We start from the raw sequence: 15,070 nt of genomic DNA on the forward strand, positions 1-15,070 counted from the left end.
CCCAGCCGGAGCGCCGACACGGAGTCCACGGAGGACGGAATCGGAGGGGGATTCAGAGTTGAGAACGAGTAGGAGTAGGAGAACGAGAACGAATACTGAGGGCGCTTACGTGGGCGGTTGGGCACAAAAAAGCCCGCCTGGACGGGGGCGGGCTTTGGATTACTTGCCGAGCAATTTTTCGGCGCGGCGATAATCATCGCTGCGGTCGTCGAGGAATTCGGCGCAGAGCTCAGTGCCATGCCAGCGGTGGATGATTCGCCAGCGGCCTACGCGTAGAGTTGAAAATCCATCCAGCGGCGGACGCAGGGCGTGCACATCGCGGGCGATACCGGCCTCCACGTCTTTCAAGGCGCGGCGGATCGTCTTCTTGACGTCAGGCGACATGAGGGAGAGCGCCTGCTTAAACTGGTCGGATTGGATCACGCCTTGAGCTTTGAATACTTAACTTCGCCGCGTTTCATCCGGCCGAGGTGGCGAAGGAAATCGGGGGTATCTAAAAGCTCGGCGGTTTCGTCCACATAAACGGGAAAGGGCAAACCTTGGCGGGCGACGACTTGGGAGAACAGCATGTTGACCGCATCGGCAGGTTTTAGACCCAGAGCAGCTAGGACTGTCTTGGCTTGTTTGGCGCGGGCTGACTCTACGCGCAGTCGGAGAAGTGTGGTTGCCATGCATCAAAAGTGCTCACTTGTGCCCTAGGGTCAAGGGAGTAGCGGGGCCGGATTTCTGAGTGTTTACAAAGAGGCGAGCCGGAGCGCCGCCCACAGAGGGCACGAAAGACGGAATCGGAGGCAGATTCGGCAGGGAGAACGAGTAGGAGTAAGAGAACGAGAACGATTACGGAGGGGAGCCATCACTTAGGTGGTTGGTAGCTGGCCTTGGGGACGCGGATCAGGGAGCTGCGGCAGTTGTAGTGGGCGGGTGGCGGCGAAAACCAGCCGTCGCCCCAGCGGTGGCCGTGGCGACCGATAACCGAGGGCCATTGGGGGGGGGGGGCGCCATGATCGGGCAAAGCACGATGAATCTAGAATCCGGTGGCCGGGGCCGCTTCTCGGGGATCGTGCAAGCGCTGTGTATTCTGGGTTATATTCTGTTTGCCTCAGCATTGATCGGCATGGTTCCGATGGCGGCTCCGGCGGGGGTGATGTGCGTGGTGGTTTTCCACACCTTCGCGTGGTCGAGCCTGCGCATCCTTCATAAAATCCCCCGTTCCGATGCGCTCATCCTCATGTTGGTTTCAGCGATCACGGTGTTTTCCAATCAGGCGATTGCGGTGGCCATCGGGGTTCTCATTTCGGCGCTCAAATTTGCTTGGGCAATGGCCAGCAAAACCGGCGCCCACCGGTATACGGATGAGTTCGGCAATCTCGTTTACGAAATTCATGGGCCGGTCTTTTTTGGCTCCACTCATAAGTTTATGGCCCAATTCAGCCCCAAAAACGATCCCGCCGAAGTCGCCATCGATTTCGCCCACGCCCAGCTTTATGACCATTCCTCGATCGAGGCCTTGAGCGTCGTGATTCGGAATTATCAAAAGGTCTGGAAAAAGCTCCAATTACGCCACCTGAGCCCAGGTTGCCAGACTCTCCTAAAAAAGGCCGGATCGATGCTCGATGTTGAACTCAGCAATGCCCCCCACCGGCATTATTCCACGGACCGACTCGCCTAGGGTTTTCGGCTCAAGGCCGGTCCATTGAACCTAAAAACGGCAGTAGGAATTAATCGCAGGCTTTCCCGGATCGAAACGACTCCGTCGTCCCGCTACGCGCTTTCGAGCCTCGCCCACGCTCCAAACGCAGCGAGATCGCGGAGCGATTTTGATCCGCATCACGGATTACAGATGGCCCCAATAGATTGAGTTGAGCATCGAATTTTGCCGATTGGGAAGTCACCCGCAGGGTGAATGTAAAAAGAACTGTAAGCAATTATAAACAAAGGATTACTGGTTAAATCGGTGATCCCAATGCCGGATTTAGGTTGAATTCAATCCGCCGGCCCGGGCTGCGTCTACAGCCGCACCGCTGAAAGCGGGGGCGGGCGTCACGGGGATACATTACCAGCCCGATTGCATGCTTTTGGGTTCTGTTATTGGCTTATGCATCCATTTAACAATTGGCCCCTTATGCCGAGTTCTTCCGGTCTTGCCACGGCGTTGGGTTTTTGAAGTGTGCCCGCATGTCATTGCATTCATCGGTCGTCGCGCCTGAGCGAGAAGCCAGCCGCCTGTCTGAGCTAACACCGCACCAACGTAAGTCCGGCTTGGCTGCATGGTTGGGCTGGCTCTTCGACGGCCTCGATCTGCACCTCTATACGTTGGTGGCCATGGTGTTTGTCGCCGAACTGCTTGGCACTACGGATAAAACCCGCCCCGACGTCGCGCACCACGCTTCAATTATCCAAGCCGCCTTTCTGGTGGGGTGGGCCTGCGGTGGCGCGATTTTCGGCATGATCGGGGATCGTTTGGGGCGCAGTCGTACGCTGGTGTTAACGATTCTTACCTACGCCTTGTTCACGGGGCTCTCCTATTTCGCCCACGAATGGTGGCACCTCATGGTCTTTCGCTTCCTTGCTGCGCTGGGTATCGGTGGCGAATGGGCCGTGGGCGCGTCGCTACTGTCAGAGACCTGGCCCAAGAAATGGCGACCGTGGATCGCTGCCGGCCTTCAGTGCGCGGTGAATTGCGGCATCTTGCTGGCGGTATTCGCCGTCTTTGTTTTGCAGCTCTTCCCCAGCTATGAACCGCGCTGGGTGTTTCTCGTCGGTCTATTGCCTGCGCTGGTGACGTTATGGATTCGCAAAGCCGTGCCCGAGACCGACGAATGGAGTGCGGCGCAACAAGGCCGCACGGTACCGCCGCTATCCGCGCTGTTCGGGCCGGGCATCCGGCGTACGACGTGGATTACACTCTCGATCTGCGCGATTTCGCTCACGGGCCACTGGACGTTTATGTTTTGGCAGCAGGGTTTTATCCAAAATCACCCGGAGGTGCTCGCGCTTCCAGAAGCGCTTCGCAAAAGTATCCCGTTAACAGCCTTGTTCTGGATTATGGTGGGTTCGCTGATCGGCAATTTTGGTGCCGGGGCGCTGGCGAGTCGTGTGGGTTACGCCCGGGCTTTGGCGATTCTGTTTTTTGCGTATGCAGGGTTGATGGTGGTGGCATTTGCGCAGGAGTGGAGCCTTACGGTGACGTATGGTTTTTTTACGGCGATCGGGTTGGTGCAGGGGGCATTTGCGCTTTTTACGATGTGCCTGCCGCCCCTGTTTCCCACGCTGCTGCGCACCACCGGTGCGGGTTTTTGTTATAACATCGGCCGTGTTTTTGCGGCGGGTGGCACGGTTTTTTTCGGCCTATTTGCCAAGGTGGGCGACTATCGGCTGTGCCTGTTTTACGCAGCGTTTTTATTTGTTCCGGCCGCCCTGTTGTCCTTCAAGTTGCCGCAAGAAAATCGGTGATCGAAAACGTCCGCACCGCTTGGTCTGCCACCACTCCGGTTTGCCCACGAAACCCAAGGAAAACACAGAACTCGGCGGTCAATTCGTGGAGCTCGGACGATCTGGCGTGCGGGCGATCAGGCGGTGCGGCACCGATGGGACAATCGGGTTGACGCTGCGTTTAGCTCACCGACTTTACTGACTTCGTTCTTGTTAGTGACGGTTCCGCTACGGCGGCAGGTCTCACCCCTTCAATTCACCTAATCCCATGGCATTAATTCTCTTCTTTACGGTGCTCTCGATCATCGCGCTAGGCGCCTCGGTTGTGGTCACCCTACCGGCCGCGGGTCGCACGGCGTTGGTCGTGTTGGCCCTCTCGTTGTTTGGATTCGGGCTCGTGGTGGGCTCATCGGTGGTGATCAGCGAGAATGAGGTCGGCATCATTCACCGGCAATTTTTCGGCAAGCCGCTGCCCACCGGCCAAATCATCGCACGCGATGGCGAAATGGGCCCCCAGGCCGAGATCCTCGGCCCCGGCTGGCACTTTGGTTATTACCCGTTCACCTTTCAGGTCCGCACCGACCGTGTCATTTCCGTGCCGTCTGGCCAAGTGGGCTTTGTTACCGCACGCGATGGCGAACCGCTGCCCGAGAATGAGATGTACGCGCCCGTGTGGACCAGCGCGCAGGACATGCTCAATCCCACCACATTCCTCGCCAAGGGCGGTCGCCGCGGCCCCCAAACCACCATCCTCACCCCTGGAACTTATCGCTATAATACCGCTCTGCACGAGGTCACCGCCATCCCTGCGCTGCAGGTTGAAGCCGGAACCGTGGCTGTCATCAAAAGCAACTCCGGCTTGCGCTGGACCTCTGCCGACGGCAAGGGGGACATGGTTAACGGCGTACCGTTGGTCCCGCGTGACCACATCGGCGTATGGGCTGAACCCCTCACGCCCGGTGGTTATTATCTAAACTCGCGCGCCTACGTACCCACGATCGTCAAAACCACCCAGCGCACGTACACCTATCAGGCCGCTAACAAACCCCGGCCGACCACTCCCGCAGCGGCACGGATGACGAAGGCCAACGCCAGTGCTGCTCCGGACTCCGGTAACAACGACTGGTCGGTCTCCGTTCGCTCCAAGGACGGTTTTTCCTTCCCTGTCGACGTCCGCGTAGCCTGTGCGGTTGAAGCCAAAAACGCCCCTTACCTCGTCGCCTTACTCGGGAATCCCGACGCGGTGGTGCAGGACGAGCAAGAAGACGAGAAACTCGAGGTCCTTGAAGCCCGCGTGATCCTGCCCGCCGTCCGCGCCATTTTTCGCAATGTGGCGGAAACCATGAATGCGCTGGAGTTTGTTAATCGCCGGAGCGAGATCGAGGCGATCGCCACACAGCGCATTACGGCTGAACTGGCCCGCTATCGGGTGAGTTGCGATGGGGTTTACGTTGGCAACATCCACCTCGACGCCAACCCCGCTGGCCAGCAGTTACTCGCCACGCAGACGGATCGCGAGGTGGCCGTGAACCAGCAGAAACTTTACGACCAGCAGAAACAGGCCGAGGAATCGCGCGCTCGGTTGGTTCGTGCCCAGGAGGAGGCCGAGCAGCAACGCCAACTCGCAGCCGCCGAGTACAAGGTTCGCGTTGAAGGTGAAAACGCCAAATCCCAAGTCGCCCGCGCCAAGGGTGAAGCCGAGTCGCAGATCATCATCGGCGAAGGTCGGGCCAAAGCCTACAAGCTGCTCGTTGAAACGCTCGGCCGCGACCAAGTCGCGCAGCTCGAACTCCTCAAGCTCGTCGTGGAAGGTAAGGTCCAAATCACTCCCCAGGTGATGGTCTCGGGCGCCAGTGGGGGTGGCGCGATGGACGCTCTAGCTGGCACGATTTTACGCCAGTCGGTCACTCCCGTGCCCCCAGCCAAATAAACCAACCCCGTTAACCCGAGACTATCCCCATGCGCCTACTCTTATTCGTTTCCGCCTTTGGCATACTCATCAGTGTGGCCGTCCTCATTCTGGTCATTATGAAGACCAAGAAGGATTCAATCGCTCCGAAGCGGAAGCCGTCTCAGGAGGAGTAATCGGAACTCCCTCTCCCAACTCGCCGCGGATCACTCGCTGCGGGATGGAGGAGTGGGGGCGTTTCGCTAAATCCGGCTGTGTGAACGCCGTGAAGCGGAGCCGCCTCCCGCCGCCTCTGTGAAACCACTCCGAATCCGATGCGCTCCACGGACGAGGGGTGATCCGATAAGGGTTAGTGTTTAGGGCTGAGCGCCGATGGACGCACGCTTCTCGACCATGACCCCGTTGGCTCGAACGCTCGGGGTTTCTGACCTGACGAGTCGATACGGAGTCGGAGAACGCGAACGATTGCGGAGGGTAGTTTACTTGAGTGGCTGGTAGAGTAGCCGGCCAATAGGGACGCGAATCAGGGCGCGTTGGCAGTTGAGGGAGGGGCGAGGCGCTGAAACGCGGTCTCGTGCCACTGCTCGTGCTGAGGCGGGTAGGGGGAAGTTCTTGCGGAAGCGCAGGCCGTGAAGCCAACCGGAGACGCGCCACGAGGTGACGCCGTTACGATTTACGAAGCGAGAAACACTGAATGAGGTGTCGGCTGTGAGCGGCGGCGCGAACACCGTCTATTTCTGGCGGTTACAAAATCACCTGTCGTAAAAGCCGATGACCGGCCCCGCCAGGGGCCGATCATCAGGCCCGGTCAGCTTGCAGGTTCGTCGGCTAGGCGGTCTTTCATGCGGTAGGATTTGCCCTCGATGACGACGGTCTGGGCCCGGTGCAGTAGGCGGTCCAGGATCGCCGCGGTGATGCCAGCGTCGTTGTTAAAGATCCCTGCCCAGTGTTTGTAGGCCTTGTTGGTGGTGACGATCAGCGAGCCGCGTTCGTAGCGTTGGCTGACGATCTGGAAGAGCAGGTCGGCCCCCGACTTGTCGAGCGGCAGGTAGCCGACCTCATCGAGCACGAGCACCGCAGGGGTCATGTAACGCTTCAACTCGGCTTGCAACCGGTGCAGGGACTGGGCGGTGACCAGGGCGTTGATCGCGTCCACCGCCGTCGTAAACAGCACCGTGTAACCCGCCTGGCAGGCCGCGTAGCCCAACGCGCTCGCGAGATGTGTCTTCCCAAGCCCCACACCACCGCAAAACACCACGTTGGTGCGCTCCTTCACAAAACCCAGTTCGAAGAGGTGCCGCACCTGCGCTTCGTTCAACTCCTTGGGCCAGTCCCACTGGAACTGGTCGACGGTTTTCTTGACCGGGAAGCGCGCTGCCTGGATGCGCCGCTCCAGCGCCCGGATCTGGCGGTCCTGGGTCTCGGCCTGCACCAGTCGGCGTAAAAATTCGGCGTGCGAACAGCGCGCCTTGGCCGCCTCGGCCGTCAGTTCGCCGTGGTGACGCAACAGGTAACCGAGTTTCAGATACTTGAGCTGGTCTTTTAATAAATCGGGTTTTTCGGGTTCTGTTTTCATTGGGTATAGGGGCTTAAATCCGGGGGACGCAGTTCGAGTTCCAGTGCGGCCAACGCGTCGGCGCGGGTGAGGTGGATCGGCCCGGCTTGCGGCAAGGCCCGCGCGCGTTGTTCGAGCAAGTTGAGGATGTAATCGCTGGAGTAGGCGCCGAGTTCATGGGCGCTTTCGATCGCCCGGCCGACTGCCTCCGTTCCATACAGGGCCACCAAACCCACGATAGTCGCCACGTGATGGCCCGCGTTGAGCCGGCGCTCCTCCAGCCCCCGTTGGTAGGCGGGTGCCGCCGGGCTCAGTTCCAAAAACCGTAGCCGCAGGCGCTGCCGCGCCCCCTGCCGTTTGCGCTCCTCGAGTTCGCGCACATGCTCGGGGTTTTGCACATCGGCGCGGCGGGCAAAACTGCGGGCGTGCTCGGCCACCAGGGTGCGTTCCGCAAAAAACCTCACCTGCGCCCCCTCGATCTGCGCGGTGAGTAGCGCCCCGGCAAACTTCGTGGGCACCGAGTAGCGGTTCGTTTCGATACTCACCCGGCACCGCCGCGACGCCCGCACGCTTAAGGTGCGCACCGCCGGACTGGCCACCGGGTTAAGCGGCAGGAGCGCAGCGCGCTCCTCGGGCAGCCGGTCCACCGGCCGGCCCTGGGTTTCAGCGTGCACGCGCACGTTGGCCACCGTTTCCAGCCACAAGCTGGCGGCCGGCCCCAGCTCGGTAAACCCATTCATCTGCCTCCCGCCAAGGAAGCTTTTCTTCACGTAACCCACCGCGTTTTCCACCATGCCCTTGGACTGCGGATGCCCCGGCCCGCACGCTTTTATCGTAAACCCGTAGTGCCGGGCAAAGTCCAGGTACTGGGCGTTGTACACCGGGTCGGTCCCGGGCACATGCGAGAGGACCGCCGTCTTGCAGTTATCGACCATCACCTCGCGCGGCACCCCGCCAAGTTTTTCAAAGGCTCTCCGGTGACAGCCCAGCCACCACTCCTGGCCCTGCCCGAGGGTAAATTCCACATGCAGGAACCGGCTGTAGCCCAAAACCATGACGAAAAAACTTAAAGCCCGCCGGGTGCCGTCCACCTCCACCGCGCCAAAACTGCCCCAGTCCACCTGCGCAGTCTGACCGGGGGCAAACTTGAGGGTAAGAAACGCCTCCAGGTTCCTCGGCCGCACCCGCCGCACGTAGTCTTTCAAAATTGAATACCCGCCCGTGTATCCCCGCTCCCGCACCTTCTGCCAAAGCTGCATGGCGGTGAACGGATGGGCCTCCAGCCACCGCGCGATCGCCGGCTTGTGCACGTCGAGCTTGCTTGGCCTAGGCACCTGCGCGGCCTGGCTGCGCGCGTACTTTTCCTGCGCCTGCCAGCGCCTCACCGTCTGCACGTGCAACTGGAGCGAGCGGGCGATTTGCGGCGCACTGTGTCCGGCCGCCTCCGCCTGTTTTATCCGGCAACACAGTTCGTAATTGATCACGCCCCCACCTCCCGGCTCGGCGACGGCGTTACCGCCAGCGTGTGCGTTGGCCTGCCCCGGTCCAAGGAGAGCACCTGGTAAAGTGGCGCGGCGTAGGCGATCACCCCGGCCTCGATTAACTGCCGGCGCGCCTCGACCAGGCCGTCCTCGCTGAGCGTGAGCAGCCGGGCCAGGGTGCGCGTGGCGTAGTAACTCAGCCCGTCGGCGTCACCCACGGTGACCAGGACCAGATAGAGGCCCCAGGCGGGGGCACTGGCCCGCCCCAGGTAATTGCCCCGCACCAGCCGGTGGTCCAGCCAGCTAAACTGGGCCGGCGTGCGCCGGAGTTGTTCGCGATCGATCGGTTGTTTTTGCATAATCGGGCGGCTGGACGTCGATGCCCAGGATCACCCGCCCCCGGGAGTGCAGGTGTCGCAGCATGGGTTCGAGGTCCTCTTGTAACGTCACTCCGGCGAACTGCGCGATAAGCCCCACGAGCACAGGGTTTTGCGACTCCCAGCTGTCTTGTAACGCCGCGCAGGGATTCGGTAACGCCACCTCGGCGACCGGCTCGGCTTTAGGCTGGTGCACAACGGATTGCGTAGTTGGGATGTCTTGTAACGCCACCCGCCGTCGCGGCCCCCTCCGCCTTGAGTACCCCGGATTGGCCTTCCGCCACTCCTGCACCCGTTGGACATTTTCTGGGCCTTTCCAGTGGTCGAGGTTCTCCGGCTTCGCCAACCATTTGGCCTGACTGGCCGCCCGGCTCGCCCGTCGGCATCCCGGCTTCCCGCAGTAGCGCTGACGCTCGCGGTTATGCGCGTCGGGCAGAAAGAAATCGGTACAGTGCAAACACTTGCGTGAACCGGTTGGATGCATCGCTGTGCATCCGCCAAGCGTCCCGCCGGTTCAATCTCCACCCATTCGCACCCCTCATATCCCCAGCCGGACAGGGAAGAAAACCCACCCACGGAAGAAGAGTATTACTCTTTTTAAGGGGAAGAAGATCCACCGAAGAAGAAGTGCATTCCTAACCGCCAGAAATAGACGCTTTCCCGCTCGCCGCTCACACCAATGGGGAGTTCGGGCGTAAGTAAGGTTTATAATCGTTCGAGTTTTAACGATGCAGTGCTCGGGCCACCCTGAGCTTACGCTCAAGGCCACGAGGAGCGTTTTAGCAGATAGTGTGGCCATGACTTCTCCCAAAGTTCGCGTGGCCTTGAGCGTGAGCTCAGGGTGTTGGGCCAAAGGCCCAAAGCGCGCCTTTGCTGTGCGCAATCACCAAAAAAGCCCGGTCGACCCTCAGGGGTCGACCGGGCTTGGACGCCAAAGCGCCAATCGCTAAATCAAGTCACCGCGTTGGTCCCAGCCGAGGGCTGGGTCGGGTTCTTTTGCTTAAACTCAAGCACCTCGCCATTGCGAAGCACCAGGATCGTATCGCCGTCCTTTACGTCGCCGCGCAAAATGGCCTCGGCCAGCGGATCCTCGAGAAAGTGCTCAACGGCCCGGCGCAGCGGTCGTGCGCCGTACTTTTCGTCGTAGCCCTTGTCGATCAGCAGCAACTTGGCGTCCTCGGCAAATTCGAGCTCGATCTTTCTCTCCACCAACCGCTTGGCGAACTTAACCACCTCAAGATCCACAATTTTAACCAAGTCGGTCTTCTCCAGTGGACGGAAGAACACGATATCGGAAATACGATTAAGGAACTCCGGCTTGAAGATGCGCTTGGCCTCCTCGAGCACCTTTTCGCGCATTTTCTCGTTGTCACTGAAGCTGGTGGCCGCAGCGGCAAACCCCATCGAGGTCTGGCGCATCAGCAACTGCGCTCCTACGTTGGAGGTCATGATGATGATCGTGTTGCGGAAATCCACGACGCGACCCAGTGAATCGGTCAGGCGTCCATCTTCGAGGATTTGCAGGAGGATCTGCAGCACGTCGGGATGCGCCTTTTCGATTTCGTCGAACAGGATCACCGCGTAGGGCTTACGGCGCACCGCTTCGGTGAGCTGGCCACCCTCGTCGTAACCGACGTAGCCGGGAGGCGAGCCAACCATGCGCGAGACGGCGAATTTCTCCATGTACTCGCTCATGTCGATCTGGATGAGCGCCTCCTGATTACCAAACATCTGCACGGCGAGCTGCTTGGCCGTCTCGGTCTTACCGACGCCGGTGGGCCCAACAAACAGGAACGAACCGATCGGGCGGCGCGGGTCCTTGAGGTCGGCGCGCGAACGGCGCAGAGCACGGGCAATGGCGCTGGCGGCGAGATCCTGGCCGATGACGGCGCGTGAGATCTCTTTTTCCAGACCGAGGAGTTTCTCGCTCTCCTTTTTCTCCATGCGGGAAAGCGGAATACCGGTCCAATCGGCGACCACCTGCATCATGAGGTCTTCGTCGATGGTGATGCGGTGCTCCTCACGGGCCTTTTTCCACGCCTCAGTGGCCTGCTCCTGTTTTAACCGGAGCTGTTTCTCGGTGTCGCGGAACTTAGCGGCCTCCTCAAAATGCTGCTTGGTGATCGCCTCTTCTTTTTGTGCGCAAACCTGCTCGATTTCCTTGGACAGGTCTTCGATGTCGGTTGGCCGACTCAGCGAGGAGATGCGGGCGCGGGAACCGGCTTCGTCCATCACGTCGATGGCCTTGTCGGGCAAGAAACGCCCGGTGATGTAACGGTCGGAGAGTTTGACCGCGATTTCCAAGGACTTGTCGGTGAAGATGGCCTTGTGGTGATCCTCATACTTGGAGCGGATGCCCTTAAGAATGGTGATGGTATCCTCGACCGACGGCGGCTCGATTTTCACGGACTGGAAACGGCGATCCAAAGCGGAGTCCTTTTCGATGTACTTGCGGTACTCGGTGAGGGTGGTCGCACCGATACACTGAAGCTCACCGCGGCTGAGGGCGGGTTTGAAGATATTGGACGCGTCCATCGCGCCCTCGGCGGCACCCGCACCGACGATGGTGTGCATCTCGTCGATGAAGATGATCACGTTCTTGGCGCGCTTGATTTCGTCCATCACGGCCTTGATGCGCTCTTCGAATTGGCCGCGGTATTTGGTGCCGGCAACCATCAGGGCCAGATCGAGGGTGATGACCTTCTTATCCAAGAGGATTTCGGGCACGATACCGCTGGAGATTTCCTGCGCCAGACCCTCGGCGATAGCGGTCTTGCCGACGCCGGCCTCACCGATGAGCACCGGATTGTTTTTGGTGCGGCGGCAAAGGATTTGGATGACGCGGCGGATCTCGTTTTTACGACCGACAACCGGGTCGAGTTCGCCCTTGCGAGCCAGCTCGGTGAGGTCGCGACCAAAGGCCTTGAGGGCGGGCGTTTTGACGTCCTTTTTGCTACCTTCCTCGCTTGCCGAACCCCGTTGTGCAGCTCCGGCAGAAGCCTCTTCACCCGGGCTACTGCCACCAGAACCGGACTCGCTTTCGTTGCCGGAAAACTGCGGATCGAGCTCGCGCAGGATTTCGTTACGCGTGCGCTCGATGTCCACGTCAAGGGACTTGAGGACACGTGCCGCCACGCCTTCCCCCTCGCGCAGCAGGCCGAGAAGGATGTGCTCGGTGCCCACGTAGGAGTGGTTAAGCGCCTTCGCCTCCTTGCCAGCGAGGGCGAGGACTTTCTTCACCCGCGGCGTGTACGGGATGCTTCCCTGGGTTTTGGTTTCCTGGCCGATGCCGACCTGTTTTTCGACGGCGTTACGCACCGTCTCTAGGTCGAGGCCCATCTTCTGCAACACGCTGACGGCCACACCTTGGCCCAGCTTGATCAAACCCAGCAGGAGATGCTCGGTACCCACGTAATTATGGTGAAAGCGGTCGGCTTCTTTGCGCGCCAGTGCGAGGACCTGTTGCGCGCGGGGGGTGAAGTTATTCATGGGTTCCATAGGGAGTGGGGAGTTATGGGTTAATTCTGTCCGTTGATCGTGAAATTGGGCTTGGCGAACTGGGCGAACTCGTTGCGGAGGCGTTCAGCGCGGAGGATGTCCCGCTGATTCGACTCCAAGTCATGTTGGGCACTGCGCTGAATGTGGCCCGGCTGCGACTCGATAAAGAGCCGGTCGATGATGGCGCGTCCGTCAGCCGGAAACACACCGAGATCGATGCCCAAGCGCAACAGCGAGAGCAGGTTCATCGACTCCGTCGAGGTGAGCTGATGGCTGTTTTGCAGGATGCCGTAGGCACGACCTATTTTATCAAACAGTTTGGTGGCGTCGGTCTCCAGCAACTTGGCCCGGGCGTTGAGCTCGTGCTCAATGATGGACTCCAGCACGCTGCCGAGGCGCTTGATGATCGCCTCTTCGGATTCACCCAGCGTGGTCTGGTTGGAAATCTGGAAAATGCTGCCGCTGGCATCAGAGCCTTCGCCAAACAGCCCGCGCACCACCATGCCGAGCTGGTTAACCGCGCGGACGATCTTTTCCATCTGGCCGGCGATGACCAACGCGGGCAGGTGCATCATGGCCGAGGCGCGCATGCCGGTGCCGAGATTCGTGGGGCAAGCCGTGAGGTAACCCAGCCGAGGCGAAAAGGCGTAGTCGAGGCGCGACTCCAATTCGGAGTCGAGGGCGTTGATAAAATTCCATGCTTTTTTGAGCTGAAAGCCGGATCGCAACACCTGAATGCGCAGGTGATCCTCCTCGTTGATCATCACCGAGACGGTCTGGTCCTTGTTGATGACCACGCCAGAACCGGCAGGCGAACCACTGAGCTCGCGGGAAATGAGGTGGCGCTCGACCAGCATCTGCTTTTCCAACTCGGTGAGCTCAGCGACGGCGGCGTGCGCCCCACGCTTCATCGGCGTGCTGGCCAGCAAGGCCTCCTGACAAGCGGCGAGGACTTCGGCGCGCTGAGCCTCGCGGGCCCAGCCGGGAAAAGGCTTGCCGGCAAGGTTACGCGCCAAGCGAATCCGGGTCATCAGCACGACAGCCGATTTGCTGCTCGCCGTATCGGTGAGCTCAGACGGAGTGGCTAAAAGGGAGGCGATGGTCATCGGATTAAAGGGCGCTCTTCGGGTGTTCGAAGGCCTGCTTGAGTTGGTTGATTTCATCGCGGAAACGGGCGGCATCCTCGTAAAGCTCCGACCTCACCGCTTTGTCCAGGCTGACCTCCAGCTCCGTGATGCGTTCGTGGATGGACTTACGTTCCAGCGCGTGCTCGGGAACTTTACCCGCGTGAGCCGTACCCTTGTGCATGTTATCGAGCATGGGATCAACCAACGAGGAAAACGTCGAATAGCACTGGGGGCAGCCAAAGCGTCCGAGCTTCTTGAAATCGTTCTGGGTAAACCCACATTGCTCACACTTCACCCCTGCGGTCGGTGCCTCGGGATTGAGCGAGGCCTTCAACAGCAGATCGGCCAGCGAGAAGCCGCTGGGATCGGTCACACCCTTGGCTTGGGCGCACGCCTCGCACAGGTCCACCTTATGCACCTTATTGTTCACGATTTGCGTGAGGTGCACGGTGGCGGGATTAGAGCAAAGATCACATTTAAGCGGGCTGGCCATGAGAATAGTTTATCACTTCTAAGCAGAACTTCGACTCGATGTCGTAGAATTTAAGCCGAATGCGGATAATTTAGCTAAATAGTTAAAGTTTTAATCCTTGCACTCCACGTGCCAAGTCAGGTCGCCCGCCCTGCGCAAGGCCTCAACGGACGAAAAAAACGTCCTGCTTGCCTCGGTTAAATCACCGCTGAAACCGATGGGCCCGAGCGCCCCACCGCCACTGCCTGGGCCGGCGTCAACCGGCCGCAGGCTGCGCGGGTTCGGGCTGGATTGGGCGCAAATCAAAGGCGGGTGCCCTCGATCAGAACCCGGCGACGGAAGGCCTCCAGAACGCGCAGGGTGATAGGGCCCGGCTTGGCCGTGCCGATCTCGCGACCATCCAGCTTGACCACCGGAATGACCTCGGCGGCGGTGCCCGTCAGGAAGCACTCGTCGGCGTTCCATACATCGTAGCGCGTCATGTCGGCCTCGCGCAGCGGGATGCTCAACTCGGCGGCGATGTCCACGATGGCCGAGCGGGTGATGCCCTTAAGCGCTCCCTGCGAAGCAGCGGGAGTAATGATGCAGCCCTTGTGGACAATGAAGATATTGTCGCCAGTGCACTCGGCCACGTAGCCCTGATCGTTGAGCATGATCGCCTCCAAGGCGCCCGCCTGGCGGGCCTCGATCTTAGCAAGGATGTTGTTAAGGTAGTTGAGCGACTTAACGGCTGGCGGTAGAGCGGCGGAGTTGATGCGGCGCGTTGCCACCGTCACGATGGCCAAGCCGGTCGTGTAATGCTCGGCGGGATAAAGCGCGATCTTGCTGGCGATAATAAAGATCGAGGGCACCGGGCACAGCCAGGGCGACAGCCCGAGGTCACCCACACCGCGCGTCACCACCAAGCGGATGTAGCCGTCGGTCAGGCCGTTCTGGCGGCAGGTTTCGAGGGTAGCGTCGGAGATTTCCTTGCGCGACCACGGCATCTTGAGGAGCAGCGCCTTGGCGGAATACTCCAAGCGCTCGAGATGCTCCTCGAGGCGGAATACGTTGCCGCCATAAAGACGGATGCCCTCAAAAATACCGTCGCCATAGAGCAGGCCGTGATCGAACACGGAGACCTTGGCTTCAGACTCGTCCACGAATTTCCCATCGAGGTAAATTTTCATTGGCGCGTAGCGTAGAAAGCCTCGCCCGATTTTGTCCAGCCTCGGAGGGA

At 60.1% G+C, this 15,070-nt stretch carries 12 protein-coding genes; 3 read left to right on the forward strand and 9 right to left on the reverse strand.

Annotated elements, in window-relative coordinates; genetic code table 11:
- Positions 1 to 159: 159 nt before the first annotated feature.
- The gene (locus H2170_04345; protein ID MCS6299316.1) at positions 160 to 423 is read right to left on the reverse strand and encodes a cytotoxic translational repressor of toxin-antitoxin stability system; all 264 of its coding nucleotides are present in this window, start codon (positions 421 to 423) and stop codon (positions 160 to 162) included.
- Positions 420 to 671: a type II toxin-antitoxin system RelB/DinJ family antitoxin gene (locus tag H2170_04350; GenBank protein ID MCS6299317.1), complete on the reverse strand. Its 252-nt coding sequence runs from the start codon at positions 669 to 671 to the stop codon at positions 420 to 422. The genes H2170_04345 and H2170_04350 overlap by 4 nt, the downstream gene beginning before the upstream one ends.
- 347 nt (positions 672 to 1,018) lie before the next feature.
- Here H2170_04350 and H2170_04355 point away from each other — a divergent pair, with 347 nt between their 5' ends.
- From H2170_04355 to H2170_04365, 3 genes are all read left to right on the forward strand, one after another.
- A complete protein-coding gene (locus H2170_04355) occupies positions 1,019 to 1,669 on the forward strand; it encodes a SulP family inorganic anion transporter (GenBank protein MCS6299318.1) in 651 nt (216 codons plus the stop codon).
- 506 nt (positions 1,670 to 2,175) lie between these two features.
- A complete protein-coding gene (locus H2170_04360; protein ID MCS6299319.1) occupies positions 2,176 to 3,453 on the forward strand; it encodes an MFS transporter in 1,278 nt (425 codons plus the stop codon).
- A 247-nt stretch (positions 3,454 to 3,700) separates the two neighbouring features.
- Entirely contained in the window at positions 3,701 to 5,362 is a 1,662-nt protein-coding gene (locus tag H2170_04365; GenBank protein MCS6299320.1) for a hypothetical protein, read from the forward strand.
- A gap of 787 nt (positions 5,363 to 6,149) precedes the next feature.
- Here the strand turns inward: H2170_04365 and H2170_04370 are convergent.
- The 7 genes from H2170_04370 to ilvE form a co-directional block, all read right to left on the reverse strand.
- Complete coding sequence (locus tag H2170_04370) at positions 6,150 to 6,917, reverse strand: ATP-binding protein (GenBank protein MCS6299321.1); 768 nt, start codon at positions 6,915 to 6,917, stop codon at positions 6,150 to 6,152.
- Positions 6,914 to 8,380 (reverse strand): IS21 family transposase, encoded by a 1,467-nt coding sequence (locus H2170_04375; GenBank protein ID MCS6299322.1) that lies wholly within the window; start codon positions 8,378 to 8,380, stop codon positions 6,914 to 6,916. Before H2170_04375 ends, H2170_04370 begins: the two co-directional genes overlap by 4 nt.
- Positions 8,377 to 8,736: a hypothetical protein gene (locus H2170_04380; protein MCS6299323.1), complete on the reverse strand. Its 360-nt coding sequence runs from the start codon at positions 8,734 to 8,736 to the stop codon at positions 8,377 to 8,379. Before H2170_04380 ends, H2170_04375 begins: the two co-directional genes overlap by 4 nt.
- 969 nt (positions 8,737 to 9,705) lie before the next feature.
- Positions 9,706 to 12,252, reverse strand: a complete 2,547-nt coding sequence (locus tag H2170_04385; protein MCS6299324.1) for an ATP-dependent Clp protease ATP-binding subunit — start codon at positions 12,250 to 12,252, stop codon at positions 9,706 to 9,708.
- Positions 12,253 to 12,272: 20 nt separating this feature from the next.
- Entirely contained in the window at positions 12,273 to 13,358 is a 1,086-nt protein-coding gene (locus H2170_04390; protein MCS6299325.1) for a protein arginine kinase, read from the reverse strand.
- Between the two features lie 4 nt (positions 13,359 to 13,362).
- A complete protein-coding gene (locus tag H2170_04395) occupies positions 13,363 to 13,872 on the reverse strand; it encodes a UvrB/UvrC motif-containing protein (GenBank protein ID MCS6299326.1) in 510 nt (169 codons plus the stop codon).
- Positions 13,873 to 14,153: 281 nt separating this feature from the next.
- Positions 14,154 to 15,020 carry a branched-chain-amino-acid transaminase gene (ilvE, locus tag H2170_04400; GenBank protein ID MCS6299327.1) on the reverse strand — a complete coding sequence of 289 codons (867 nt, stop codon included), beginning with the start codon at positions 15,018 to 15,020 and terminating at the stop codon, positions 14,154 to 14,156.
- Positions 15,021 to 15,070 lie beyond the last annotated feature (50 nt).

This window comes from Opitutus sp. (assembly GCA_024998815.1).
Lineage (GTDB): Bacteria > Verrucomicrobiota > Verrucomicrobiia > Opitutales > Opitutaceae > Rariglobus.